The organism is Actinomadura viridis (assembly GCF_015751755.1).
Classification (GTDB): domain Bacteria; phylum Actinomycetota; class Actinomycetes; order Streptosporangiales; family Streptosporangiaceae; genus Spirillospora; species Spirillospora viridis.
Genome location: NZ_JADOUA010000001.1, coordinates 4,312,376 through 4,336,649 on the forward strand (window position 1 = coordinate 4,312,376; position 24,274 = coordinate 4,336,649).

Sequence of the window (24,274 nt, forward strand, 5' to 3'; positions counted from 1 at the left end):
TCTACCTCTCAAAGCCCCACGCCGGGACTGGCGTGGGGCTTCTTCATGTTCACCTGGGATTTCGCCAACACCTTGACGCTGAAGACTAGTCGCGACTAGTCTTCAGCGCATGCAGCGCATTGAGAGCCGTGTGACGCCTCTGGCGTCCAGGAGCCGCCAGGCGGTTGAGGCGGCAGGAGGTCAGCAGACGCACGACCTCATGCCGATCAAGTCCGCGGCGGCCCGACTCAACGTCAGCGAGGCCACCATCCGCCGCGCCTTCGACGCTGGCGACTTCCCTGGCCTGCAGATCGGCCGGAGTTACCGCGTTTCCCGCCCGTTCGTTGAGGCGCTTCTCGACGAGGTGCGAGCTGGCCGTCGAGTGGTGTTCGAGGAGTTTGCCGCCGCGTGGTTGGCCAGGGCCAACAGAGGCGCGGCGTGACCACCTACCGAGAGGACGCCCGAATGGACACGACCCGCGCGCTCTTCCAGAGCCTGGCCGCCGAGACCGCTGCCCGCAGCACGCAACTGGCGGAGCTGGGCATCGGCCGTTTCGTGGCAGGCGACCCCCGCCACGGGCTGCCCGCCATCACCGTCACCGTCGAGGAGGCCGCGACTGTGATCGCCGACAACACCACCCGCGCCGCGATCGAGCACGTAGCCCGAGAGGGCCGGAAGAACGGCGTGTTCCTGTCCGTCGCGAACGCCAGCCGGGTGCGGGCGTGAACTACCGGGACGACGAGCCGGTCACCCAGCCCGTGACCGCGCCGGTCCGGAAGGACAAGCCGGCGCCGGAGACCGCGGAGGAACGGGCCCAGAGGATCGCGCAGCAGCTCGGCGCCTACTGGGGACGCTCGTGCGTCGCCGCCTGGCGGACGGTCTTCCCTCCCGGCTGGACGCGCCGGCCCCGATGAGCCGCCTCCGCCGTCCCGCGCCCTCATCCCCGTTGCGGGCCGGCGGAGGCCCAGAACAGCAAAAGACCCCGCCCGGTGGTGGTGCACCGGAGCGGGGCCAACGGAACCGCCTACCAGATCAACGAGAGAGGTCCCATGAGCACGCTACCCGCTCCGCCGCCCCACAGCGAGACCTGGCCCAACGGCGAGAAGCCCGCCCACTACCCCGACGACAAGACGCCTCGCCCCGGGTGCCGCGCCGCCTACGACCAGCAGCAGAAGGGAGGCGACCGGAAATGACCACGACCGTTGAGACGCGTGACCCGATGAGCCGCCTCCTGGCGCTCGCATCCACCGCCGTCGTCCCCTGGGCGCTGGTGACCGCGCTGCAGTCCCCCGACCCCTGCGTCGCCCAGCACACGGTCGAGGGCACCCCCGCGACCGTGACCGTCGGCGCCGGCGCGCTCGAGCCGCGCGCGGTCATCGACGCCTGGATGGCGCTCCGCGCCGTCCGCCAGCAGATCGCCGCGCTCGACCCCACGGTCCCCTACATGACGCGGCTGGACCTGCCAACCCCGATCCACCAGGTCAAGTTCGACCACGGCGGCGTGACCGTCACCGTCGGCTCCCTCACCGCAGGCACCGAAGGAAACGGAGCGGTGGCATGACCGCCCCCACTTCCCGAACCCGCATCAGCGGCCTGTCGACTCGCCCGCCAGCCGTGTGCCCGGTCCACCCCGAGCACGAGCTCGAAGGCGGCCCGATCCGATACCGGTGCCCGCTCGGGCACTCACTGGCAGCGGCCGACATCGACCACGAACTCCCGCCGCCGAGCGCCACCAGCAGACTCGCCGACCAGATCGCCGCCACCACCGACATGAACGCCGTCAAGGCCAGCCTCCACGCACGGATGCGGGGTGACCACCGGTGAAAACCTTCACCCTCCTCGTCGACATCGCCCGTTCCGGCGGACCGGCGAGGAAGATCACCTACCTGGCCGGTGACTACGTGATCCTCCTCGACTGGATCTGCGCCTACGACTGCACGGCCAACTCGAACACCTTCACTGGCGACCTGTCTGGTGACCCCAAGGCACCGACCCTGGACCTGCAGATGTCCACGCGCCGCCGCGGACACCGCTTCCGCATCCGGGCCCAGTTCCACTACCTCCCGTCCTGCGGATTCGTCCTCACGACCGCCACAGTCCAGAACGCGGCCAAGCACAACGGCACCCGCCGCACAGTCACCTCGATGCTCGACCTGGTCAACATCATCCAGCGAGGCGAGTCCGAATGGGGAAGGTCCTGATGAACGCCTGGCGCCGCCTCATCTGCCGCAACCTCGGCCGGCACGCCTGGAAGCACCAGGCCGCCGAGACCGCCATCACCGGCCGCGTCTGCGGTCCCTGGATCTACTGCACCGGATGCGGGATCACCCGCAAGCTCCAGGCCGAGCCGCCGTTCGAACACCCCGACTCGATGACCGCCGAACTTCCCGCGGAGCAGGAGGAGTGGCTGGCCTCTGTCGACGCCGTGCTGTGGCCCCGCGAGGCGGTGTGAACGCTCCGTCAGACACAGCGGCCGAAGCCACCCCGTAAAACCCAAGCCACCGCCCGACACCCGGACCCCCTCCGGACGTCAACTGCCCTACTAGGAGCCCACGATGGTTGCCATCCACTGGCGATCCAACTCGCGAAGCCGGCACCTCACCGTCGGCGAAGGCCAGCCGTTCACTTCCCCGAAGGCACCCGCCTCGCTGGACTGGCAGGCCGACGCCCTGTGCCGTGAGGTCGGCACCGACCTCTTCTTCGAAGACGGGGATGGCCCGAGCCAGCAGCGCGCTGCCAAGGAAGTCTGCGCCGCCTGCCCGGTCCGTGACGCCTGCCTGCAGTGGGCGCTGACCTTCCCGGCCTTCGAGGACATGCACGGCGTGTTCGGCGGCACCAGTCCCCAGGACCGCCGCCGGATCCGCAGCGAGCGTCAGGCGGTGGCGGCATGATTCCCGACCTCAACTTCCCCAGCTGGTTCACCGGCCCCATCCCCTACCTGGCCACCGGAGGCGCCGTCCTCGGAACGTGCCTGGTCTCGGTCATCGTCATGGCTTACCGGGGCCGGCACGCCGCTCCCCGCCCCCTCAAGGCGAAGAAGCAGGAGGGGACGAAGGAGAAGGGCACGCTCGAGAACAAGCTGACCTTCCTCGTCGCCCTCATCATTGCCGGGGTCTGCGCGCAGGGGATGGGCAAGTTCTTCAAGGACAAGCTCGACTTCCCCCTCGAACTTGTGATCGTGGTCGGCGGAGTCCTTGAGCTCACGGCATTCACCTGCGCGCTCCGGGCCCGCCGCAACGTCCGCGACCCGAACATCGGCAAGGCCGGCATCGATGGCATCGCCGTGTGGGTCGTGACCGCCCTCTCTGGGGCGTTCGCTGCGATGGACGCCGACACGTTCGAGGTGGCGCTGTTCCGACTGATCATGCCGCTGCTGGCGGCGTGGCTGTGGGAGCGGGGCATGGCCATCGAGCGGCGCCGGGTCCGCGGTCGCAGCGCGATCCACTGGCGCGTCACGCCCGAGCGGGTCTTGGTGTGGCTGCGGATCGCTGAGCCCACCGGCCGGACCGCCAGCGAGGTCGACGCTCACCGCCGCCTCACCCGCGTCGCGAAGGCGGCAAAGAAGGTCCGGCGGCTCCGGAACACGGGCGCGTTCGCGTGGCGAGTTGAGCGCGCGGAGGCGCGCCTGGAGCGAGCGATGGGCAGTGCGGTCGCGCATGCCGGTCTCGCCTCGGACCCGGTCCGGCAGCGGAACCTGATCGCGCAGATCGGGTCCCTCTACAACGCGACCCAGCTCGCGGACCTGACCCCGGACGCGCCGTGGGCGGAGTTCTCTTCTCCGGCCCAGCGGACCTGGTTTGAAGCGCAGGGTCTTTCGTTCATGCCAGCGCAGTCCCTCCCCCAGGTCCAGGTCCGAGCGGAGGTCGAACCGCCTGCGCAGTGGGCGCTCTCGGGCCCTTCAATCTCCGCTGACAACGGGTCCGCGAAGCAGGTCTCCGGACCGGTCTCGGACCTGCCGGACCAGGTCCGGGTTTCAGTGGCAGACCGGTCTGTGAATGGGTCTCGGACCCAGGTCTCGGACTGGTCCGGCAATGGGTCCGAGACCGGTCCCGAGTCTGGGTCTACCCAGGCTTCTCGGACCCAGGTCTCGGACCGGTCCGCGAGGCAGGTCCCGGACCCGCAGGTCCGAGAGGTCTCGGACCCGAAGGCGAGCCCGGCGGCAGACCGGTCCCCGGACCAGGTCCCGGACCCGGCCAAGCAGACCCGGCCTCGCAGGAGGCGGACCCGCAGCAAGACGAGGAAGCCCATCGAGCGCTTGGACGAGGCCATTGCCGCCGACAAGGCGTACCTCGCTGACCACGGCCGGCACATCCCTGCCGAAAAGCTCGCGAAGGCACTGAGCATCGGCAAGCCCGCTGCCCTGGAGCTGGTGAAGCAGGTCCGCGGCGGCCACATCGACCTGGCGAAGTGAGGTCAGACATGTCCTTCGACCACCACAAGCTGCTGCAGGACCTCGGGGCCGCGTTGGAAACCGAGGAGTCCGGCGAGGTCACCATCCGCTGGTGGACCACTGGTGGACGCCGTTACGCCGAGATCAAGCGGGTCGAGAGCTGGAAGCCGGACCTGCCCAGTGGGGCGACGAGAAGGTCTGACGAGGTCCAGCAGGTCCTGGACCTGATCGACCGGCATGGCTACGACGCGGTCAAGCTCGCGATGGTCCGCCAGGTCCTGGGGTTCAAGAAGACCACCGCCCACTACCGGCTCGCCGAAGCCCGCCGCATCGCAGCGCTCGCCACCAGCAAAGGGGCGCCTGGCCGAAACAGCCGCGCTTCCCGTCCGAAAGGGGTCTGACCGATGAGTGATGAGCGTCTGATGTCGAAGCCAGGACTGCTGCTCGCGGCGATCTATCTGGTGGCCGGGTTCGTGTTCATGGTCGTCCTCAGCGAGGTCGCCCGGCGGGTCGGAGCGCCGGCCGGGGCCGCAATCGGCGGGGCCGTTCTGGCCGCTGCCGCGGGGGCCAGGGCCGCGGTTCTGCGGTCGAGAACAAGCCGATGACGAACTGTCTGTGGGCGGTCACCGAGACGGGCCGCAAGCCCTTGGGGGAGCCCCAACGTGCGAGTGCACACGGACACGTACACACGTACGCACGCGCGAGAGGAAGCATACACATGCCTGCGAGTCTTCGCGACAAGGCAGCCAACCGGGCCAGCTTGTACCGCCGATCGATCGCCGAGAAGCAGGCGGCCGGTGACTTCAAGGGTGCTTTGCATGAGGCGAATCGGTGGCTGCTGGAGGAGCTGGCGAAGGTGCGCCGGCAGCGTCCGCATGAGGCTGCGGCGGTTGATGCGGAGCTGACCGAAAAGCTCGCGCAGCTCGCTGAGGCGGTGCCCTTTTTCCGGCCGGCGAGGAAGGGGTGACCGGTGTCTTCGCTGCCTGACGTCAGTCTCGGTGGCGCCCCGGGCCCAGCCCTGGACGCTCCGGTTCCGACTGAGGAGCTCGATGCTCGCCCCGCAGCGGCTGCCGCGGCGCCGCAGGAGCGCCCGGCCACCGAAGAGGCCCCGCTGGACCTGTGGGACGAGGAGGCGGAGACGACCAAGGTCTTGCCCGCCCCGGCCGGCGAGGTCGTCAAGCTTCCCGACAGCGACCTGGACGGCGACCGGATCAATGCGGCCGAGCGTGCCCTGGTCCTGGTCCGGCACTGGTCCAAGCACACGCTGCAGGAGGTCCAGCAGTCCACGACCCGGCCCGGCGGGATCTACGCCGCCCAGCCCGAGTCGTTCGCGCAGTACCGCGCGTACGTGGCGTCGCGGGCGTGGCTGCCCGAGGGCTACGACGGCCGGTGGCTGACCTGGATCACGGTGGCCTACTACAACTCCCTCGGCTGGGCCGGCGTTGCCGCTGGCCGCGGCCTGGCCTGGCTGTTCTCGCGGATGCTCCGCTTCAACGTCGCGGTCATGGTGACCGCGGTCAGCGTCACCCTGTGGCGCGTCTTCGGATGATCACGAAAGGAGTTCGATCGAAATGAGTATCGCTGGGGCAGTCGTCCTGGGCGTCATCGCCCTCGCCCTTCACCTGAAGCACCGCCTGCCGAGGTTCGTCGCGTGGCTCGTGCTGTTCGTCGGGCTGGGAGCCGCTTCCACCGTCTCCGGCTGGGTCGGTGGGCTCGACGGCATCAACCTCTACGGCGTCGGCCTGTTCACCATCGGCGCGATCTTCACGGCGGTCTTCTTCTGGGAGGAGGCCGTGAAGCGCAACGGGATGCACCGCACCCGCACCCCGCTCATCGCGTTTGCGTTCGGGATCTCCCTCGTGCTGGCCGGCGGCTCGTTCTTTCAGGCCGTCGAGCGGGCCCTGGACACCGCTGGTTCGAACGTCGACAAGGCCGTCGTCAACAACCTCAACGGCAAGTAGGAGCTCCACATGGATCCGGTCAGTGCCCTGATCACCGCGTGCGCGCTCGCGTGGTTCGTCACGCGTGGTGCTGTGGACGCCGCCTCAGCGCAGGCCGGGCAGGAGGCTCGGGTTGCGGCGGCGGCGATCCAGGACGATCTGCGGCGCCGCCGTGAGGCGTGGGCGAAGCGTCTGGCCGACCGGGTGGCCGGTGGCAGGGCCGGTGGTCCTGCCACCGCGTTGTGGTGGGCGTGGGCGGCGGCGCGGACGGCCCAGGCGGTGCGCCGCGGGCTGCGCCGTGAGCCGCGGGCGGGGGAACGGGCCCGGGAACTGCGTGGAGAGACGGGCCCGTTCCGCCGGATCTGGGACGCGGGCGTCAACGGCGCACGGTTCGCCCGGCAGGAGTCGCGGCGTCAGCGTCACACCGAGGAGCGTCACGCCCGGGTGCCGCTGGGTGTGTGTGGCCGCTGCGGAACTGTGGTCGCCCGCAGGTCCCTGGCTCCGGACCCTGCCGACGCTTCGGTGCTGGTGTGCGTGCTGTGCCGCGGCGCGGCCAAGCCCACCCAGCCCGACACCGAGAAGCCGGCCGGTCCAGCCCCGGAGCTGGTGGACGCGAAGGTGGTCGACGCCGATGCCACCGGCGACACGCCACGGCTGATCGACCCGCCACGGCCCGGCGGTGACAGTGCGCCTCCGCCTCCGCCGCCGGTCCTGCCCAGCCCGCCCGAACCGCCCACCCCGGCGCCGGTCCCCGAAACTCCGCAGGTCCCGGCTGCACCTCAGCCTGCCGCGGTGCCTGCGGCGAACACCCGAGAGATCGAAGAAGGAGAGCCCATGCCACCTCGGCAGCCCGGCCAGATCGTTCCGCGCCGTCACCACGCGCCCAGCCGCACCGCAGGCCACGCCCCGGCGCGTGCCAACGGAGGCGAGTCCTACACCCACGGCCAGTGGAACCGTGCCGTGGCCGACATCCACAAGCAGCTCGACGCGCTCCCTGCCGCGCTGGAGTTGATGCTGCGCCGGCTCACCGTCGCCGACGCTGGCCGCTCCCAGGTCCGCGGCGTCCTGCAGCTGCACGACGACATCGTCCAGTTCATGGGCCAGGTCACCGACATGCTCCGCGAGGTCAACCGGATCGAGCAGCCCGTCCTGGCGGCGGTCGAGGCCGCTGGCGGCACCGAAGAGATCGCCGGCATCCCCTACCTGTCCGACGTCTAGACCGAAAGGGCCCCAGTGATGAGCACTCCCACGAACCTGCCCGTGCCGTCCTCACCGTCGTCCCCGTCCGCCGGGGCCGGCTACACCCACCGGACGTGGCTGGACGAGATGGCCGAGGTCCTGATGACCGTCGCGACCATCTACAAGGGCCTCGAGGTCATGGACGCAACCCTCCACGAGGTGAAGGCGGGCCGTACCCAGCTGAACCTCGTCGATGAATCCAGGGCGACGGCGCTGGAGCTGATGACCCGAGGCGTGCGGTTCACCGAGGACACCGACGCCCGCTACATGCAGGTGTTCGAGGCGATCCAGCAAGCCGGTGGCCAGCAGGAAGTCGCCCAGGACAAGCGGTACCACGACCGCGACTAGCCGGGCAGCCGAAGTCCCGAGCAACCACGAGAGAAGGGAGGGGACGGTGCGCATCCTGGCCGCCGTAGACCGCATGTACCAGACGCTCGCCTCAGCCGACGCCCCGCTACGCCAGCTGAAGGGTGTGACCCAGTGGCGGGCCGACATCGCCGCGGCGGTGCGGGCGTCCGCAGTGTGCGCCGCCCCTCCCGGCATGCACATCGAGGACCGGCCCCAGTTGACCGCCCGCGGCTGGCGGCGCCCGGCCCGGGTGGGGTTCTTGCACGGGACGGCGACTCACCGGGCGTGGGTCGACCTGGTCGAGGCGATCGTGGCCTGCCTGCTGGAGCAGGAGGCCGCCGCCGACGACCTGCATGAGACGGCGATCGGTGCCGCGGCCCGTGCTCGGGTGTTGCAGCAGCCCGGCCAGTACGCCGCAGCGGCAGCCCGCGCGAACGCCGCTCTGAAGTGGCGTGATGCTGCCGGCCAAGCAGCCGCCGCAGGCGTGGCCCTGCTGACCACCGAGAACAAGATCATGCGGCCGGTCGGTGAGGCGATCGCCTCCGTCGGTGCCGCAGAAGTCGCCAAGGACAAGCACTACCACGCACGGCACACGGGGAGGCGATGATGGACGCCGGTAAGGCCACACACACCACGGCGGTCCCTGAGGTCACGGGAGCCCCTCACGGCGCCACAGCGGCCTTCTCAGAGGCCATCAACACCTCCCTCAGCCCTGCCGAGGCTCAGCCTCCGCTAGAGGCTCCTGAGCCCGTTCAGCGCCCCAACGCGCTGCGGGTGATCCTCGCGTCGAACTCGCCCGCCCTCACGCCGTGGCGCTGGATGGCCGCCACCGACATCACCGCCCTCACCGCCCACTACGCCACCCCCAGCCTGTGGTGGGCCGCGCTCACCGCCGCCGGCGCTTCCGCCGCCGCCGCCGGATGGGCGACGTGGCGGACCCGAGAAGCCCGCCTCGCCAAGACCATCAAGACCGCCCGGACCCGCCACAAGGTCCGCACCAACGCCAAGATCGCCGTAGCCGCAGGATCGACGTGGATGCTGGTCGGATCGGTCTGGACCCCGATCGGCCCGCGCGCCGGGATGCAGCTCGCGCTGCTGGGCGGCGGCCTGGCGATCGCCGCGCCGCACCTGTACCGCAACCGCCGCCGCGACAGCACGCTCGAGCTGGCCGAGCCGGTCGCCGAACTCGCACCGCCGGCCGAAGACCCTCGCCTCACCCGGTTCCGGGACCACTTCTGCGTGCAGGGCACCCTCGCCGGCGCGCGCCTCCACGACTTCGAGAAGGTGCCGGGCGGCTTCCGGTTCCACACCGAACTGCCGCTCAACAGGCGTGTGACGTTCAACCACGTCAAGCAGCTCGAGGACGAGATCGCCGCGCTGTACGACGTTCCCTACGACCAGGTGTCGGTCGAGCCTCCCGAGTCCCGCAGCGCCCGCCGGGCGGTCGTCACCGTCCTGACGGCGACGAAAGCCCACGAACGCGAAGAGCCCTGGGACGGCACCTCCACCTACGACCCGGACGCAGGCACCTTCAACCTTGGCCGCTACGCCGACTCAACCCGGTCACGCTGGCAGATCCACGCCCCCTACTCCGGAGCCTGCAGCGGCATCGTCGTCGGCGTTCAGGGGTCCGGGAAGACCGGCACCCTGCATGTCGTCGCGTCCGAGATCGGTCAGGCGAAACTGTGCGTCGAGTGCCTTGCTGCGCAGTCCTGCCCCCAGTGCACGCCCCGCCGCTTCTCGGCACTGTGGATGGGCGACCCGCAGCAGCAGCCATTCGCGGTCTGGCGGGGCCGCGCCGACGTCACCGCCTGGGGCCCGATCTCCTGCGTGCGGATGCTGTCGTGGATGCACGCAGCCATGCGGCACCGCTCAGACTTCTTCGGCCGCATGGAGTGGACCGATCACCTCGGCCGCAGCAACACCGGCAAGGGCTGGTTCGACCCCACCCCCCAGTTCCCCCAGATCACCGGCGTGATCGACGAGTGGCCGGTCATCTCCTCCGACCCGGACCTGGGCCCCTACGCCGTCCAGTTCGCCCTGGACATCCTCCGCGAGGGACGCAAGGTCGGGTTCGGCCTCATCCTGGGCTCTCAGGAAGCCGACGTCGACGTCCTCGGCGACCGCGGGGTCCGCCAGTACCTGCGGGCGTTCAACGCGTGCGTGCACCGGTCGGATCGTCTCGCCAAGCAGATGCTCAGCATCGAAGGAAACCCCGAGGACCTTCCCGACGGCATCCACGGCGTCAGCTACCTCAAGAGCCTGGACCAGCGCAGCGGCATCGTCCAGAGGCCCAAACACCTCCGCGAGTACCTTCGCCCGGGAGAGAACGGCGTCGATGTCCGCGCGATCGCCGACCGCATCGCCGCCGACCCGATCACCTACGACGAGTCGATCATGCGCGCGATCGTCCCGCTCGGCTACGCCGGCCCAGGCCAGATCCTGTCGGACGACGACGGCGACTGGGACATCAGCAAGCTCATGCCCACGGCCGCCGAAGACGACGAGCACGACGTCACCGACACGACCGCAGGGCAGGCTGCGCCGGCGACCGCGGCCCCGTACGCCGCGGTCATCCACAAGGCCCTGCAGGACTCACCCAGCGCCGACGTGTTCGACCTCATGGAATCCACCGGCCTCAGCGCCCTGGAAGTCCACCGCGCTGTTGAAGCCCTCGTCATCGACGGCCACGCCGTCCGCCACACCGACGGCAACTACGCCGCCCGCATCTAAGGAACCTCATGGCCTGGTGGACCCTATTCAGCAAGAACCAGCTGCCCGCGGGCAGTCCCGCCCGCGACACCGACCGTCTGGTCGCCATCGACTGCGCGCTACGGCTCACGCCCGCCTCCGTGCTCGACAGCGGAGCCTCTGAGGCCGGCGAGGTCACCTCGCGAGCTCGCAAGCTCGCGACGTGGCTCGCCGAAGCACGGGACGAAAGGGACGCGCAGATCCGGCGGGTCCTGCTTCTCATGACCTGCGACAAAGCGCGCCCAGAGATCCCCTCAGACCGGCTCCTGTCGCTGGTCAAGGAACTCCACCACTACGTCACCCGCAACTAACCCCCCACGACACCAGAGGAGTCACGATGACTGCCGCTTGGGACCTGATCGAGTTCGACCTGCTGCGGGCCTTGCAGCTCCCTCGTACGACCCGCGAGGTCACCACCTTGACCGCGCTGCCGCCGGACACTGCGAAGTCCCAGCTCGAGGCGCTCCGCAACCGGGGCCTGCTGATCAGCACCATCGAGCGCGGTGTCCGCTTCCAACTCACCCTGGCCGGCCGTCGGCACCTCATCGCGTTGGCCGCCTCCACACACACGCCCCACGCACAGGCGGCCTGACCGGAACACCACCCCGTCTCCGGCCGCCCGGCCGCGAAGCAACCACCCACCCAGAAGGAGCAACGCAGTGCAGTACGAGATCGACTTCCAGCCCGACGACGGCCGCAAACAGACCCTGTACGCCGACCTCACCCAACAGCAGGCCGACGACATCCAGAAAGCCATCGACAGCAAGGACGCCGCCGACACCGTCCTGCGCATCCCGTCCCGCGTCGCCAAAAACAGCCCCACCCACTCGTGGCTGTTCCGCGCCAGCCGCATCAGCCTGCGCAAGGCGTGAGCTGTGGCAGGCAAGAAGTGCACTGCGTGCAACGACACCAAGGTCATCGGATACAGCCGCCGTCTTGACCCGCTCACCGGCAGGCCCGTCTCCACGACCCCGATTCCGTGCAGGAGCTGCAAGTGACGACAACACGTGCCCTACAGCAGGACATCGTGGCGCACAAGCGCCGCAAGGGGTTCAACACCACCTCCCACGACCGCGAGGTCCTCCTGGCGATGCGGGAGCTCGGCGAACTCCACGAGGCCCTCGACCACAACCGGCGCGACGAGATCGGCGGAGAACTCGCCGACGTCGCCATCTACCTCCTCACCATCGCCGAGATGCACGGCCTCGACCTGGGCGAGGAGGTCGTCCGGAAGATGCAGGTCAACAAGGCCCGCCGGTACGAGCCGGACGAGAGCGGCACCCTGATCCGCGTCAAGAACCCGGTGCAGTCATGAACCGCGACCGCGTCAGCCTGCGGGGCGTGACGGACAACGCCACCACGAACATCCTCGAAGCCATCAACATCGGGGACCTTCCTCGGGCCCGCGCGCTGTTCATCAGGGCCGCGGCGCAAGGTGACATCGAACGTCTCGTGATGGCCCTCTCCGACCTCGTCGAACCCAAGCCCAGCGAGATCACTCTCGGTGAAGGGCACCTGGTATTCGGGAACCCGCTAAGGGACGGGTGGGCGTGGCGATGCGGCCACTGCCTGCACGCCTACCGGACCGGCGGCCGGCCCCCCGCAGCCGGAGTGAACTACAAGACGCAGCGAGCCGCCGCCACCGCCGCCCGCAAACACTCCACCGAAGAGCACGCCGGAGCCGTGCCAGTGAAGGTGGTGACCCGGTGACCCTCGGACGCATGGGCGGACTCTACGCCGCTCTCCACGCCGGCCACATGGTCGGGGACTACTGGGCCCAAACCGACAGATGTGCACAGGCGAAAGGCAAGCCCGGCAAGGACGGCCGCCGCGCCTGCGCAACCCACGTGGCGACCCTCACCGCCACCCAGGCCGCATTCATCAGCTTGGCAGCCGCCGCCACCGGAGAGCGGCTCCCCGCCCGTCGCGTCGCGGCAGGCCTCGCCGTGAACGCCATCTCCCACTACGCCATCGACCGCCGCGACCACGGCGTCATGCCCCACCTCTGCCGGGCCCTCCGCCGCTACGGCAAGGAGGACTTCGCCCGGCTCGGCGCTCCCGGCCTCGCGTCCGGCGCCGCCTACCTCGACCAGGCGTGGCACATCGCCTGGTGCGCCATCTCCGCCGCGATCATCGCAGGAAAGGGCTGAAGCATCATGACCACACCCGCCACCAACACCCTGCCGAGCTTCCTGACCTTGGGAGGCGCCCACGTGGTCGTCCAGCCGCCCCGCTACGAGGGGGGCGGCTTCAGGTGGGAGTGCCTGGGCTGCGACGAATCGCTGACTCACACCTACAAGAAGCACGCCTGCGACGGCGCCAACGCCCACGCCGGCAGGTGCCGTTCCATGCCCAGGCCGGACGGAGCCTGACCTCGGGGCTGGTGCTGCGTCCGAGCGCTCCGCTGCCCAGTGGTGGAGCGCCCCACGGAACACCAGACGGTCAACCGCAGCAGGATGCACATGGACACTGATGAAGCCCTGACCTACACCGACCCCGAAGTGCTACGCGCCGCGGAGGCGGGCGCGGACTGGGCCGACCCGATCACCGACCCCACCCAGATCGACTGGGCGCCGCGGCAGGATGCCGCGCTGATCCCGTTTGAGGTGATCAACGGGCGTCCCATGAACCCGCGCGAGAAGACCGGCATCACGCGCGGCCGCAACAAACTCGGCCACTGGGGCGAGAAGGCCGCGGCCGACGCGCTGGTGCTGGCGACCGGGCCAGACGGCCACCGCCGCGCCCTCCTGATCGAGCGGACGGACCGCCACGGCTGGGCCATCCCGGGGGGCTGCCTCGATCCCGAGGAGACGCCCCTGGCCGCCGCCGTCCGCGAGTTGGAGGAGGAGACCGGCCTGGTCCTGCCCGACGCGGCGTGGCAGGTCACCCCGGTCCGGTACGTCCCGGACCCACGCGCGAGCGACGAGGCGTGGATGGTCACCGTGCTGTGCGTCGCGCAGCTCGGCGCTGGCGACGAACTCCCCGCGGTCGCCGGCGCTGACGACGCCGCCCGCGCCGAGTGGGTCCTCGCCGACGACTACGAAACGCTCGTGAAGGACCTGGCCGACACCTACGGCGGCGTCGTGTTCCCCGCCCACGTCGACATGCTCCAGGAAGCCTTGCATGCCAGCGTCACAGCCAAGCCGGAAGGGGCCTGACATGGGCCAGACCACCAGCATCATCGTGCAGTCCCAGCCCCGCCCTGGCGAGGTCAAGGAACTCTTCGACCACTGCCGCACCCTCCTCGGCGCCAACGGCCGCCACCGCTGGCACGAAGGCCCATCCGCGTACATGCCGGGCAACCTGGAGTACGCCATGTTCCCCGCGCAGGGCCTCCCCGTCTGGCTGAAGATCTTCCACACCCCGAAGGGGAGCCTCCAGGGTCACGACCCCGACGCCGATGTCCCGGCGGGCTCCGTGGAGATCCGGCTCGACGACGGCACCCGCGACAGCCACGCCCGCCTGGTCAAGGACATCGGCCGGTGGCTCAAGAACCGCGGCTGGAACTGGCAGGTGCGCGAGCATCCCGACCAGCCGTGGCGCCACGGCTGATGCTGTGTCCGGGCGGCCCGCGCCCGAGCACGGGCCGTCACACGGAACACCAAACGCGAAGAGGACTGACCGGAGATGGACACCGCCTGATCAGCCACGGCTCGCCGCCTACGCTCGTGCCGTGAGCTGGGACCACGCCCGCGGGGCGGTATACCTGACGGCAGCCCTCGCCGCGAGCGGGTTCATCGGCTACCTCGTCGGCCAGGTCGACTTGAACAACGCCCAACCGACCCCCGCGCCTACACCAGCTGCAACCTGGGTAGCGCCAACGTGGTCCCCCACAAACGAACCACCCGAGGTCATCAACTGCGGGCCAGCCGACACCCCGAGTCTCCTACTCATGCGCAACCAGACGTGTATGACACCCGACCCGGAAGACGAGCAACTCGACCGGCTGATCAAAAAGTTCGCCGAACAACAACGCAAAGCCCAGAAGAACCCACCCGTCTACCCGTTCCCAGTGCCGTCACCAACCCTCCCGAGCGGCGGAGGGACGTTGTGCGCGGACGGGACCTGGTCCACCGCATCAGGCCGCGGCACCTGCTCGTGGCACGGTGGCACCGCCGACTGAGGCCTTGAAGGCAACCTCGATAAGTCGCGTCCCGAAAGCTCGTTCTGGGACGGGTCGTACTTCCTGATCCGCCAGTTCGACGCGTAGGGATTGGGAGGAATCCCGGAAACGCAGCGGCTACCAGGGCGATGATGTCGCTATTCACCCCTCACGCACAGGAGCAGCCTTGGCGTTCCAGTCCACTCGGCTCAGCACGATCTTCGGAGCATCGCCCGAAAGCGTGACCTACGAACAGCTTGAGGCCCTGATTTCGAACGATGCTGCCAGGGAAGCTGAAGATCTTGATTACAAACGCAAGTACGAGACCGGCGACAAGGGCAGTGACGATGTAGCCGTCGACATCACCACTTTCGCCAACCACCTCGGCGGCGTAATCGTCGTGGGGATGGCTGAGGTCAATGCGCAGCCATCAAAGATCATCGGGATCGAGCTGACCGATGAGCTGGAGAGATGGATCCACACGAGGGTCGCGGACCGCGTCTTCCCAAAGCCACGCTTCCGACTCCGCCGTGTCCCGGATCCGACTGACACCAGCCAGAAGCCTCGTGGGCTCCTCCTCATCATGGTCCCTCGCAGTTCGATGGCACCGCACGCCGTCGTAGTACCGAACGAAAAGGAGAAGCTGCGCTGGCCTCGTAGGCAAGGGACAGGCAAGATCTGGCTCACTGAGGGTGAGATCGCCGCAGCCTATCGCCAGCGCTTCGTTACCGTGGTCACGGCAGCAGACAGGCTCAGCGAGGTCCAAAACGACAACCTCGAAGCGATCGCTCGCAAACAGACCCACCCTGCACGCAATGTGGCCGCTCGACTGACCGTGTCGCTGGTCCCAGACATCCGCGGCAACTACCTCATTGACCACGACTCCTACCAACAATTCCTCAGCGAAGAACAGCGAGGGCGCCTCTTGGTCGGCAACGACGACGGCTATCGGACGACTACCGTTGGCGTCGGCTATCGACGGCTTGTGTGCACTATGAACGGCTGGCTGCGAAGCCGATCTGAACTCCATACGGATGGGGCCGGCTCGTTCACTGTCGAACTGGTCGGGGAGATGCCTCCTGGTCAGCCGTCTCAGGTTTGGGATAGCTCGATCGTCTTGTGGACAGCCTCTGGGCTGCGTTATCTCGCTCGACACGCCCGCGATCGGGCCAGCGCATCTGGTGGCGCCCTGACTTCATCCGAAATCATGCCGTACGGACTCACAAAGGCCAACGAGCCAGCACAGCTCGGTGGAGAGCTAACCATCTTGACCTCGAGCCCGGCCGGGCCTGAATTGTACGGCCGCGATCCTCAACCCCGTGCTCGTGGAGAGGCCTACTTTCTTCTCGATCACCTGGCTGACGACGGTCAGCCGCTGGCACAGGCCACCGCTCACCTCGTCGGGGACCTGTTCCAGACATTCAACGCCGTAAGCATTCGTCAGATTACCCGGGACGGCGAACTCGATCTGGACGCCTGGGGATCCGAGCGCGCGGTTGCTGAAGCGTGGGCAACTCAAGCCGCTATTCCACTCTCCACAGGTAGCCGCTGACCCGGTACCTAAGTCACCACGAGCTTCCCCTCATCAATCAGCGGCAGGAGAGAGCACATGGGCGTTGACGCGGGCGGCCTAGTCGTCGCCGTGATTAGCGTGGCAGTGTCCGTAGCCTTCACGTTGTGGTTCACTCGGCAGCAAACGACCGCTGCGAAGAAGCAGGCCAAGGCCGCAATCGATCAGGCAGAGTCCGCCAAGGCGCAGGCCAGGTCTGCGGAAGAGTCTGCTCGAGCGGCTCAGCGCCAAGTCGAACTCACCGAGCAAGTACGCAGAGAGCAGGCAGAACCCTACGTGGTCGTTGACATTCGCCCGTCCGATCACGTCAGTTCTGTCTTCCTGCTGATCATTGAGAACGTTGGCCCCACGGTCGCGCGCAACGTGCAGATCCAGTTCGACCCACTACTCGAGCGGACTCTTGAGACAAGCAGGGCCAGTTGGAAGCCCATTCGGGACGCACTGCTCTTCACAAGCGGGATCCCCCTCATGCCACCTGGGCGCCGCATGGAGTGGTTCTTCGACATGACTCCGGCGCGCTTCAGCTCCACCTTGCCGATGCATTACACGGTGACCGTCGAAGCAGATGGTCCCTTCGGTGCCGTGGAACCACTGGTCTACCAGATCGATCTCGCGATCTACGGCGGCATAAACCGGCTCGGTGTCAAGAACGTCCACGACGGCGTCAAGGCACTCGAGCAGCTGGTGAAGGAGACGAGCAGAGTCTCGGCTGCGCTTGCCCGCCCGCTACCCGTGTGGTTCGTGCAAATGGACACCCCCGAATCGGGGGATGAGTAGTTGATCAAGAACTAATCCGTCCGGCCAAGGTCATGGACGTCTGGGTTCCGTTAAGATGCATTATAGGAACCTAGAATTCGATGGGGGAGCCCACGTGAAGACCGACAGCACAGGTCCAGAAATGACCACGTTCGAGGCCGCGCACGAGGCGATCCTGCGTGCTGCCAGACTCCTCGATGCCGAAGCCGAGGAACTGGAGGCCGACGGCGGCCCGGGCGTCTTCAACCAAAAGGAGAAGAGCATCGCAGCGCAGACGCTCCGCAACGCCGCTAGCAAGGTCCGCGCCATGCCAGTAGCTCCGCGATCATGACCGACCTCGAACCTGCACGCTCCCCCATCGTCGTCCGCCCCACCGAGCCTGCGCCCGTCGCGTACAGCGACATCGACTTCACCATCAGCGCCGACACCGCCGAGAGGCTCCTCAACTCCACCGCCGAGAACACCCGTGTCACCTACGACCGAGCGTGGAGAAACTTCCGGGAGTGGTGCAAGACCGAGGGCCGCGTGTACCTGCCAGCCACAGCGCAGACGCTCACCGAGTACGTCAACCACATGTGCAAAAGCGGGAGCGCCCCCAACACCATTGCGCAGGCCGTCTCCACAGTCCGCTCTAAGCATGCTGATGAGGGCCATCAGGACGAGCCCGACAGCCGGCAACCTCTCAGAGCCCTCAAGGACTACCGGAAAGAGTGGGCCGACGAAGGGAACCGAGAGAAGCAGGCGACACCGGTCATGCCCGACGCGCTGCGCGCCATGGTCGCGACGTGCGACCTGGGCACCCTGCAAGGAGTGCGGGACCGGGCGCTCCTGCTCCTCGGGTTCAACATGATGGCTCGGCGCTCCGAACTCGTTGGCCTCGACCAGGGCGACGTCGTTGAAGCCACCGAAGGTCTCGTCGTCTACGTCAAGCGATCCAAGACCGACCAGGAAGCCCGCGGCGTCACGGTTGCTGTCCCCCGCGGGAAGCGCTCCGCGATGTGCCCCGTCGAAGCCGTCAACGCGTGGAAGGCGCGCCTCGCTGAGCGGGGCCTAGCGGACGGTCCCCTGTTCCGCCCCATCGACCGACACGGCCGCGTCGGAGGCGAGCCCGACATCGCCGGCAAAGCTGCTGTGCGCCTCACCGGCAAGTCCGCATGCAACATCGTTCACCGACGCGGCGTCCTCGCCAACCTTCCAGCCAAATACACATCCCATGGTCTCCGAGCTGGCTCAGCCTCAACCGCGTACGCAGCGGGTGTCCCCATCTCCGAGATCGCCAAGCATGGCCGCTGGAACCCCAACTCCCCTGTGCTGCTCATCTACATCCGGTTCGTGGACCAGTGGAAGAACAACCCGATGAACGAGGTCGACCTGTGACGGGTTTGTACACGCGCTGTGGCCGCCTCACGCAGAAGGGGCGTCCCTGTCGGCTCGGAGTCCACCGGCTGCGATGGCGCGATCCCCTCGGATGGGAACCGCCACAGGCGTGTGGGGTTCATCTAACCAGCGAAGAGTGGGAAGAGATCTACAAGATCGAGGATTCCTACAACGAGCGAAAAGCGGAGGCGGAGCGGATCAAGGACAAAGAGATCCTCTCCCGCCCAGCGAACTGGTCTGGCTTCCTCGGCAGCACATGTAGCGCTCCTGATGTCTCGTGCAGACAAACGGCAGTGGCGTGGCTGGTGACCATGGACATGCCTGATCCGAGGGTGTGCTACGACCACCTCACGCCAGAAGAGCGCGCCGCCCTCGACAGCGCCCAGGCTGCAGTGGAAGCACGGTTGAGGAGACTGGCCGAGGAGCCGGACTGCTGGTCGTGGCCGGTCCCAGAACCACGCGAGTATGCCTCCGAGGAGGAAGCCTGTGATGCGCTCTCCGCGTGGCAGCATGGCCGAGGCTGTGCGGTCTGCGGTGATCCCTCCGGACTCGTCCAGGATCACGACCACACGACCGGACTCGTGCGAGGCAAGCTCTGCCACACGTGCAACGTGAAGGAAGGGAAGGGATCCACGCGGGCGCCGTTCACCAGGTACCGCGAGCGCAATCCCGCGTCGATCCTCGGCGTGAAGGTCCGCTATTGGAGCCCCTGGACCGGCTACGCAGAGCCCGAGCCCACCCTGACCGAAGAAGAGAGGGCGGCGGAACAGCGCACACTGAGGGATGCAGTCGACCGACTCACCTTCCCTGCCTTCGGCTCTCTCCCCCTCGACGACAGGAACGATGCGTGATCGAACGGGACCTCAAACGGGTGGCTCGCTTCGTCATCGCTCAGCGAGGAAATCTGGGACTCTCTCAGTCCGAACTTGCCGAGCGGGCGGGGGTGGACTCCAAGACAATTTGGAACCTTGAGTCTGCGCAGAGATGGCCGATCTCCCGCAATCGCGTCAAGATCGAGAAGGCGCTGGGTGTAGAGCCCGACTCTCTGGCCATGGTGTCTAGAGGCATCTTCCCCGCATCTGACGGCGGCGTGTCCGATGATCTCCTCCGTGAGGCGGCTGGCAGCCCTGAGTTCGAGGGGCTGTTGGGGCAGAGAGCCGCAGAGTTGTCGGACGAGCAGCGGATCGTCCTGGACATGTTACTCGAAGAGCTCAGGGCGGCTGAGGATGCTCGGCGTCGACTCATAGCGAAGATCATCCGGTACTCCAAGGGGTCCCAACCTTGACCCCCTCCTCCGGCTACGGGTTTCTAGGGCTGTCTAGGATCAGCGCGTGGCCGACTTTGACTTCCCCGCTGACCTGATCGACCTCCAGCGCGCCTTCTACGCCGCGGACCGCCGCTGTGAGGAGATCGGGGCGTCGTGGCCTAGGCCCACGGCTGTCGCCGCCGGCATAGAGGAGATCAGCGAGGAGCAGCACGCTGAACTCTCCCGGGCGCGGGCTGAGCGGCTGGAGGTCGTGGAGCGGATGGCCGCGCACCCGTGGTGGGGCACGGTCGACCGGCTGAAGGCCAAAGCTGCCCTCCGCAAGGCCGCGCGGGCGTAGCAGCTCCAGGCGCCGCTATTTCGACGTGCGATCTTGGAATCGGCGCGCTAGCTTGTTGATCAGCACCTCTCCCGAAGTGCTGGGCGACGGTTCCTTCCTTCGCATGGCAGAACAACCGCCGCCCGATCTGTTGTCGGGAGGGTCGACAACTTCAGACGAGCGGGTGCCCGAAGTGCAGGCAACGGTTTCTTCCACTGGTTAATGGAGAGGTCGCAGGTTCGAATCCTGTCACCGGGCCTTGCCGGGTGTAGCTCAGTTGGCAGAGCACTTACGTCACCGTCGCCGACCTCGTTGTCGGGCACCCCTCGCTGAAGTTGAACCCCTCCCCCAGCTCATCTGGGGTCGCAGGATGGCGAAGTTCAACAAGGCCGGTGCCCGCACCGCCGTATCTACTCCGGTCAAGACCGAGACTGTCGCGTCAGGCCGCACCCATGAGGGCGCTCCCGGTTACGGGCGGGACATCAAGTCGGAACTGTTCCTGCTCGGTATCTCGAACATGGTCGGCGAGGACACCTTTTATGAGAAGGGTCAGCAGCGGGACCAGAGGTTCGCCGACCTTGTTGTCGCCGCCGGCCGGGAGGACCCGGAGTGGACCGCGGGGTTCCTCCGCTGGCTCCGCTCCGAGGGCAACATGCGGTCCGCGCCGCTCGTGGCCGCGGCCGAGCTCGTCCGCGCGAAGCCGGAGGGCATGCGGACCCGCAAGGTGGTGGACTCGGTGCTGCAGCGTGCCGATGAGCCCAGCGAGATCCTCGCGTACTGGCTGAGCCGGTATGGCAAGCCGATCCCGATCGCGCTCAAGCGCGGTGTCGCGGACGCGGTCGTCCGTCTCTACGACGAGCGGTCACTGCTGAAGTACGACTCGGCGGACCGCGCGGTCCGGTTCGGGGACGTCGTGGACCTGACGCAGCCCGCCTACCACCGGTCGGAGATCCGGGGGACGTGGCGGTACGACCTGCTCGGCCACGCCCTAGACCGCAGGCACGGCCGCGACAAGCCGCTGCCTGAGAGCCTTCGGCTGCTGCGCGCCCGGGCTTTGCTGATGGCGCTGCCGGTGGGTGAGCGCCGGTCCGTCCTGTCGGACCCGGCCCGGCTCAAGGCGGCGGGGATGACGTGGGAGGCGCTGGCCGGCTGGCTGCAGGGGCCGATGGACGCCGCGGCGTGGGAGGCCATCATCCCCTCAATGGGGTACATGGCGCTCCTCCGGAACCTGAGGAACTTCGACGAGGCCGGCGTGTCCGACGAGGCCGCCGAGCGGGTCGCGTCCCGGCTGGCCGACCCGGAGCACGTGGCCAGGTCGAGGCAGCTGCCGATGCGGTTCCTGTCGGCGTACCGTGCGGCGCCGTCGCTGCGGTGGGCGCACCCGCTCGACAAGGCCCTGACCGCGTCCATCGGCAACGTCCCGTCGCTGCGTGGGCGGACGCTGGTCCTGGTGGACACCAGCTCGAGCATGGACGCCGGGTTCTCCAAGGACGGCACGCTCATGCGGTGGGACGCCGCGGCGCTGTTCGGTGTGGCGTTGGCGCAGCGGTGCGAGTCCGCCGACGTGGTGTCGTTCTCGTCCACGGCCCGGTACTGGGCTGACCCCGCCGCCGGTGCTCGGACGAAGGTGTTCCCGCTCAAGCGCGGGGAGTCGCTACTGCGGTCGCTGGACCGGTGGAAGGGTGACGGGTTCTTCCTCGGCGGCGGCACCGAGACCGCCAGCGCGGTGCGCAAGCACCTGGCCGGGCACGACCGGGTGGTGATCCTGACCGACGAGCAGGCGTCGGGTGGCGACGTCGATGCGGTGGTGCCGGAGCGGACCCCACTGGTGACGTTCAACCTGGCGGGGTATCAGCGTGGCCACGCACCCTCGGGGACGGGCCTGCGGGTGACGATCGGGGGCCTGTCGGATGCGGGGTTCCGTGTTCTGCCGTTGCTGGAGGCCGGAAGGTCCGCGGACTGGCCATGGGCTATGGAGCGCTATGGAGGGCTGTAGTCCGGAACAGCGCAGGTAACCGGGGGCAAGGTGCCTTATTGGACACACCGTTGACCACTAAAGGTCATGACCTCGACACGTTAGGACGCCCTCTGGGCATGATCGGCACCATGCACGACAACACCCCTCCCCCACCCGGCGTCGACACCACCCGCCCCTCCCCCGCACGCATGTACGACTACGCCCTCGGCGGCAAGGACAACTACCAGGTCGACCGGGAAGCCGGCTCGAAGATCCTCGCAGTCGCACCGGGGATGGCAGAGCTCGCGACCTACAACCGGGCGTGGCTGCGCCGGGTCGTCAGGTATCTATGCCAGCAGGGAATCGGCCAGTTCATCGACATCGGGTCGGGCCTGCCGACGGTGGAGAACGTCCACGAGGTAGCGCAACGGCACCGCGCGGGTGCGCGGGTGGTGTACGTCGACCATGAACCGACCGTTCACGTGCACGCCAGGGCTCTGCTCGACGGCGACGAAGGGACAGAGTTCGTGCTGGCCGACGCACGTGACCCTGATGCCGTTCTGAATGCGGATGAGACCACGCGGTTGATCGACTGGTCGGAGCCGACCGGGTTGATCCTGGCGAGTGTGCTGCACTTCTTCGGTGATGCCGCCGACCCTGCCGGCACCGCTGCCCGTCTCGCTGAGCGGCTCCCCGCGGGAAGCTTCGTTGCGGTGTCGCACGCCTCGTCGGAGAGGTCGGCGCCTGAGCTACGCGCCCGCCTGGACGCGGTCTACCGGGGAGCGTCGGAGTACCTGTACCTGCGCCCCCGCGGCGACATCGCGGGCATCGTGGACGCGGTCACGGCCTCGGTGGGGCGCTGGGAGATGGTGGAGCCTGGGCTCGTGCCGGTGCAGGACTGGCGCCCCGACGAGGACGTTCCTCCGCCGCCGCTGACCATCCTGGGAGCGATGGTTCGGCGCGTAGCCTAGCGGGCTTGGTCGGCGATCTCCGCCAGCAGACGACGCGATTGCGTGCGTGTGAGGGCCGCGGCGAGTAGCTCCTCGAATCGGTCGGTGAACGGGGTGACCTCGGCGGGGTCCTCATGCCACGCTTCGCAGCCGGGCCATGCCACGTAGACGGCCTCTGGGTCGATCACGTGGCGGAAGGTCAGGTGAATGAAAGCGTCCAGCAACGGCGCCGGCGCGGTCAGCGGATAGATCTGCAGCCGGACGTTGTTGAGGCCGGCCAGTTCCAGGAGGTGGTCGAGCTGGTCGGCGTGGGCTTCGCGCCCGCCGACCTGCTGCCGGAGTGCGCTCTCGGCCACGATCACCCAGTAGATGAGCGGATCCGGCTCGTGGAGCACCTTCTTTCGTTGGGTGATGATCGCGGCGGCAGCATCGCCTGCCGCCGTCGGATGGAGGGCGCGGGCGTACTCCGGCGTCTGGAGGAGGTCAGGGATGCGGAGCGGGGAGACTTCGCGGGCGACGACGGCTTCCTGTTCGAGACCGATGAACGTGGCCGCGGTGGAGCTGAGGTGCTTGTGCCGGCTCCACCAGCCGCGGTCGCGGGCCTGGAGGGCGAATCGGATGAGTTCGTCGCGTCGGGTGCCGGTGACGCCGTAGACGTCGAGGAGGGCCTCGACGAGGTGGACCTTGGGGATTCGCCAGTCGTTGCGTTCGATGCGGGTGAGGGTGGAGGGCGTCCATCCGAGCTGTTTGGCGACGGCGTCGGCTGTGAGGCTCGTGGTTTCACGGAGGTGGAGGAGTTCGCGGGCCAGGTGGCGGCGCCGGCCGGTCGGGCTGGTCCTGGGCATGCGTGTCCCTTGGGAGCAAAGAGGTTAGTGACTGTCCCCGGCTCTCATGATGGCGGAGGAATCATTCACAGGACAAGACAAGATTTGAGTCTTGCAGATTCTTCGGCGAGCGTGTCACTCTGACAACCCACTGCAACAACCGCTTCTTGAGAAGAACAGAGCGAATCGGACACCCCTACCAAGGGCCTGGCTGCATGAGGCCATGCGACTGGACATGGGCCCCCGGCGCCTGCCGTCGGGGACCCACAGCTCATCCGGCTATCGAAGGTCGTAACGGCCGGTCTTCACTCCGGCGGCAAGATCCCGCCACGCACCGGCCGACATGATCACTGCCCCGATGGTAGGAGCCTTGCTGTCGCGGACGCCGACCGCGCCGGCGACGGACGCGACCTCCACGCAGTTGTTGCCGCCTCCGGTACTGCGGCGCGACCTCCGCCAGACCGCCTGTGCCATGTCGGGCACGCTCACGATGGGCTCCTTACGACTG

At 68.1% G+C, this 24,274-nt stretch carries 40 protein-coding genes and 1 tRNA gene; 39 read left to right on the forward strand and 2 right to left on the reverse strand.

All coding sequences use genetic code 11. The features are described 5' to 3' along the window. The first annotated feature begins 109 nt into the window (after positions 1 to 109). The 39 genes from IW256_RS19705 to IW256_RS19895 all read left to right on the forward strand — a co-directional run bounded on the left by IW256_RS19705 (position 110) and on the right by IW256_RS19895 (position 22,963). Positions 110 to 421: an excisionase family DNA-binding protein gene (locus IW256_RS19705; protein WP_197012381.1), complete on the forward strand. Its 312-nt coding sequence runs from the start codon at positions 110 to 112 to the stop codon at positions 419 to 421. 23 nt (positions 422 to 444) lie between these two features. Continuing rightward, positions 445 to 705, forward strand: a complete 261-nt coding sequence (locus IW256_RS19710; RefSeq protein WP_197012382.1) for a hypothetical protein — start codon at positions 445 to 447, stop codon at positions 703 to 705. After that, positions 702 to 893, forward strand: coding sequence for a hypothetical protein (locus IW256_RS19715; RefSeq protein ID WP_197012383.1), 192 nt, complete (start codon positions 702 to 704; stop codon positions 891 to 893). Before IW256_RS19710 ends, IW256_RS19715 begins: the two co-directional genes overlap by 4 nt. Positions 894 to 1,028: 135 nt before the next feature. Further along, positions 1,029 to 1,172 carry a hypothetical protein gene (locus IW256_RS19720; protein ID WP_197012384.1) on the forward strand — a complete coding sequence of 48 codons (144 nt, stop codon included), beginning with the start codon at positions 1,029 to 1,031 and terminating at the stop codon, positions 1,170 to 1,172. Then, a complete protein-coding gene (locus tag IW256_RS19725; protein WP_197012385.1) occupies positions 1,169 to 1,540 on the forward strand; it encodes a hypothetical protein in 372 nt (123 codons plus the stop codon). The genes IW256_RS19720 and IW256_RS19725 overlap by 4 nt, the downstream gene beginning before the upstream one ends. Next, entirely contained in the window at positions 1,537 to 1,803 is a 267-nt protein-coding gene (locus tag IW256_RS19730) for a hypothetical protein (protein ID WP_197012386.1), read from the forward strand. Before IW256_RS19725 ends, IW256_RS19730 begins: the two co-directional genes overlap by 4 nt. Further along, entirely contained in the window at positions 1,800 to 2,180 is a 381-nt protein-coding gene (locus tag IW256_RS19735; RefSeq protein WP_197012387.1) for a hypothetical protein, read from the forward strand. The genes IW256_RS19730 and IW256_RS19735 overlap by 4 nt, the downstream gene beginning before the upstream one ends. Further along, complete coding sequence (locus IW256_RS19740; RefSeq protein WP_197012388.1) at positions 2,165 to 2,431, forward strand: hypothetical protein; 267 nt, start codon at positions 2,165 to 2,167, stop codon at positions 2,429 to 2,431. Before IW256_RS19735 ends, IW256_RS19740 begins: the two co-directional genes overlap by 16 nt. Before the next feature lie 103 nt (positions 2,432 to 2,534). Next, positions 2,535 to 2,870 carry a WhiB family transcriptional regulator gene (locus tag IW256_RS19745; protein WP_231403853.1) on the forward strand — a complete coding sequence of 112 codons (336 nt, stop codon included), beginning with the start codon at positions 2,535 to 2,537 and terminating at the stop codon, positions 2,868 to 2,870. Beyond that, positions 2,867 to 4,390 (forward strand): hypothetical protein, encoded by a 1,524-nt coding sequence (locus tag IW256_RS19750; protein WP_197012389.1) that lies wholly within the window; start codon positions 2,867 to 2,869, stop codon positions 4,388 to 4,390. Before IW256_RS19745 ends, IW256_RS19750 begins: the two co-directional genes overlap by 4 nt. Positions 4,391 to 4,398: 8 nt before the next feature. Beyond that, on the forward strand, positions 4,399 to 4,770 hold the full coding sequence (locus IW256_RS19755; RefSeq protein ID WP_197012390.1) for a hypothetical protein: 372 nt from the start codon (positions 4,399 to 4,401) through the stop codon (positions 4,768 to 4,770). A gap of 21 nt (positions 4,771 to 4,791) precedes the next feature. Next, entirely contained in the window at positions 4,792 to 4,974 is a 183-nt protein-coding gene (locus tag IW256_RS19760; RefSeq protein ID WP_197012391.1) for a hypothetical protein, read from the forward strand. 113 nt (positions 4,975 to 5,087) lie between these two features. Then, on the forward strand, positions 5,088 to 5,336 hold the full coding sequence (locus IW256_RS19765; protein WP_197012392.1) for a hypothetical protein: 249 nt from the start codon (positions 5,088 to 5,090) through the stop codon (positions 5,334 to 5,336). Between the two features lie 3 nt (positions 5,337 to 5,339). Then, the gene (locus IW256_RS19770) at positions 5,340 to 5,918 is read left to right on the forward strand and encodes a hypothetical protein (protein WP_197012393.1); all 579 of its coding nucleotides are present in this window, start codon (positions 5,340 to 5,342) and stop codon (positions 5,916 to 5,918) included. 22 nt (positions 5,919 to 5,940) lie between these two features. Beyond that, positions 5,941 to 6,330 carry a hypothetical protein gene (locus tag IW256_RS19775; protein WP_197012394.1) on the forward strand — a complete coding sequence of 130 codons (390 nt, stop codon included), beginning with the start codon at positions 5,941 to 5,943 and terminating at the stop codon, positions 6,328 to 6,330. Between the two features lie 9 nt (positions 6,331 to 6,339). Beyond that, positions 6,340 to 7,527, forward strand: coding sequence for a hypothetical protein (locus IW256_RS42285; RefSeq protein ID WP_197012395.1), 1,188 nt, complete (start codon positions 6,340 to 6,342; stop codon positions 7,525 to 7,527). Between the two features lie 18 nt (positions 7,528 to 7,545). Beyond that, entirely contained in the window at positions 7,546 to 7,896 is a 351-nt protein-coding gene (locus IW256_RS19785; RefSeq protein WP_197012396.1) for a hypothetical protein, read from the forward strand. A gap of 46 nt (positions 7,897 to 7,942) precedes the next feature. Beyond that, positions 7,943 to 8,503: a hypothetical protein gene (locus IW256_RS19790; protein WP_197012397.1), complete on the forward strand. Its 561-nt coding sequence runs from the start codon at positions 7,943 to 7,945 to the stop codon at positions 8,501 to 8,503. A 167-nt stretch (positions 8,504 to 8,670) separates the two neighbouring features. Continuing rightward, complete coding sequence (locus tag IW256_RS19795) at positions 8,671 to 10,629, forward strand: hypothetical protein (RefSeq protein WP_197012398.1); 1,959 nt, start codon at positions 8,671 to 8,673, stop codon at positions 10,627 to 10,629. Positions 10,630 to 10,637: 8 nt separating this feature from the next. After that, positions 10,638 to 10,958: a hypothetical protein gene (locus IW256_RS19800; protein WP_197012399.1), complete on the forward strand. Its 321-nt coding sequence runs from the start codon at positions 10,638 to 10,640 to the stop codon at positions 10,956 to 10,958. Between the two features lie 26 nt (positions 10,959 to 10,984). Further along, a complete protein-coding gene (locus IW256_RS19805; protein WP_197012400.1) occupies positions 10,985 to 11,239 on the forward strand; it encodes a hypothetical protein in 255 nt (84 codons plus the stop codon). A gap of 67 nt (positions 11,240 to 11,306) precedes the next feature. Next, positions 11,307 to 11,519, forward strand: a complete 213-nt coding sequence (locus tag IW256_RS19810) for a hypothetical protein (RefSeq protein ID WP_197012401.1) — start codon at positions 11,307 to 11,309, stop codon at positions 11,517 to 11,519. Positions 11,520 to 11,641: 122 nt separating this feature from the next. After that, positions 11,642 to 11,962 (forward strand): MazG nucleotide pyrophosphohydrolase domain-containing protein, encoded by a 321-nt coding sequence (locus IW256_RS19815; RefSeq protein ID WP_197012402.1) that lies wholly within the window; start codon positions 11,642 to 11,644, stop codon positions 11,960 to 11,962. Beyond that, positions 11,959 to 12,357, forward strand: a complete 399-nt coding sequence (locus IW256_RS19820) for a hypothetical protein (protein ID WP_197012403.1) — start codon at positions 11,959 to 11,961, stop codon at positions 12,355 to 12,357. Before IW256_RS19815 ends, IW256_RS19820 begins: the two co-directional genes overlap by 4 nt. A gap of 11 nt (positions 12,358 to 12,368) precedes the next feature. Then, positions 12,369 to 12,797 (forward strand): DUF3307 domain-containing protein, encoded by a 429-nt coding sequence (locus IW256_RS19825; protein WP_197012404.1) that lies wholly within the window; start codon positions 12,369 to 12,371, stop codon positions 12,795 to 12,797. 6 nt (positions 12,798 to 12,803) lie between these two features. Then, a complete protein-coding gene (locus IW256_RS19830) occupies positions 12,804 to 13,019 on the forward strand; it encodes a hypothetical protein (protein WP_197012405.1) in 216 nt (71 codons plus the stop codon). A gap of 90 nt (positions 13,020 to 13,109) precedes the next feature. Further along, complete coding sequence (locus IW256_RS19835) at positions 13,110 to 13,805, forward strand: NUDIX domain-containing protein (RefSeq protein WP_197012406.1); 696 nt, start codon at positions 13,110 to 13,112, stop codon at positions 13,803 to 13,805. A gap of 1 nt (position 13,806) precedes the next feature. Next, on the forward strand, positions 13,807 to 14,199 hold the full coding sequence (locus tag IW256_RS19840; protein WP_197012407.1) for a hypothetical protein: 393 nt from the start codon (positions 13,807 to 13,809) through the stop codon (positions 14,197 to 14,199). Between the two features lie 340 nt (positions 14,200 to 14,539). Beyond that, positions 14,540 to 14,770: a hypothetical protein gene (locus IW256_RS19845; protein ID WP_197012408.1), complete on the forward strand. Its 231-nt coding sequence runs from the start codon at positions 14,540 to 14,542 to the stop codon at positions 14,768 to 14,770. Positions 14,771 to 14,936: 166 nt separating this feature from the next. After that, positions 14,937 to 16,301: an AlbA family DNA-binding domain-containing protein gene (locus IW256_RS19850; RefSeq protein WP_197012409.1), complete on the forward strand. Its 1,365-nt coding sequence runs from the start codon at positions 14,937 to 14,939 to the stop codon at positions 16,299 to 16,301. 57 nt (positions 16,302 to 16,358) lie between these two features. Beyond that, the gene (locus IW256_RS19855; RefSeq protein ID WP_197012410.1) at positions 16,359 to 17,096 is read left to right on the forward strand and encodes a hypothetical protein; all 738 of its coding nucleotides are present in this window, start codon (positions 16,359 to 16,361) and stop codon (positions 17,094 to 17,096) included. 94 nt (positions 17,097 to 17,190) lie between these two features. Continuing rightward, entirely contained in the window at positions 17,191 to 17,406 is a 216-nt protein-coding gene (locus tag IW256_RS19860) for a hypothetical protein (RefSeq protein WP_197012411.1), read from the forward strand. Continuing rightward, entirely contained in the window at positions 17,403 to 18,452 is a 1,050-nt protein-coding gene (locus IW256_RS19865; protein WP_197012412.1) for a site-specific integrase, read from the forward strand. The genes IW256_RS19860 and IW256_RS19865 overlap by 4 nt, the downstream gene beginning before the upstream one ends. Next, positions 18,449 to 19,303: an endonuclease domain-containing protein gene (locus IW256_RS19870; RefSeq protein ID WP_197012413.1), complete on the forward strand. Its 855-nt coding sequence runs from the start codon at positions 18,449 to 18,451 to the stop codon at positions 19,301 to 19,303. Before IW256_RS19865 ends, IW256_RS19870 begins: the two co-directional genes overlap by 4 nt. Then, the gene (locus IW256_RS19875) at positions 19,300 to 19,737 is read left to right on the forward strand and encodes a helix-turn-helix domain-containing protein (RefSeq protein ID WP_197012414.1); all 438 of its coding nucleotides are present in this window, start codon (positions 19,300 to 19,302) and stop codon (positions 19,735 to 19,737) included. The genes IW256_RS19870 and IW256_RS19875 overlap by 4 nt, the downstream gene beginning before the upstream one ends. Before the next feature lie 46 nt (positions 19,738 to 19,783). Beyond that, positions 19,784 to 20,056, forward strand: coding sequence for a hypothetical protein (locus IW256_RS19880; RefSeq protein WP_197012415.1), 273 nt, complete (start codon positions 19,784 to 19,786; stop codon positions 20,054 to 20,056). A gap of 165 nt (positions 20,057 to 20,221) precedes the next feature. Then, positions 20,222 to 20,294 (forward strand) — tRNA-Ser (locus IW256_RS19885). Between the two features lie 111 nt (positions 20,295 to 20,405). After that, positions 20,406 to 22,031 (forward strand): TROVE domain-containing protein, encoded by a 1,626-nt coding sequence (locus tag IW256_RS19890; RefSeq protein ID WP_197012416.1) that lies wholly within the window; start codon positions 20,406 to 20,408, stop codon positions 22,029 to 22,031. A 110-nt stretch (positions 22,032 to 22,141) separates the two neighbouring features. Beyond that, entirely contained in the window at positions 22,142 to 22,963 is an 822-nt protein-coding gene (locus tag IW256_RS19895) for an SAM-dependent methyltransferase (RefSeq protein ID WP_197012417.1), read from the forward strand. Here the strand turns inward: IW256_RS19895 and IW256_RS19900 are convergent. Together IW256_RS19900 and IW256_RS19905 are read right to left on the reverse strand one after the other, a co-directional pair. Then, positions 22,960 to 23,787, reverse strand: coding sequence for a helix-turn-helix domain-containing protein (locus tag IW256_RS19900; RefSeq protein WP_197012418.1), 828 nt, complete (start codon positions 23,785 to 23,787; stop codon positions 22,960 to 22,962). The genes IW256_RS19895 and IW256_RS19900 overlap by 4 nt on opposite strands. A gap of 258 nt (positions 23,788 to 24,045) precedes the next feature. Beyond that, positions 24,046 to 24,255 (reverse strand): DUF397 domain-containing protein, encoded by a 210-nt coding sequence (locus tag IW256_RS19905; protein WP_307828968.1) that lies wholly within the window; start codon positions 24,253 to 24,255, stop codon positions 24,046 to 24,048. Between the last annotated feature and the right edge of the window lie 19 nt (positions 24,256 to 24,274).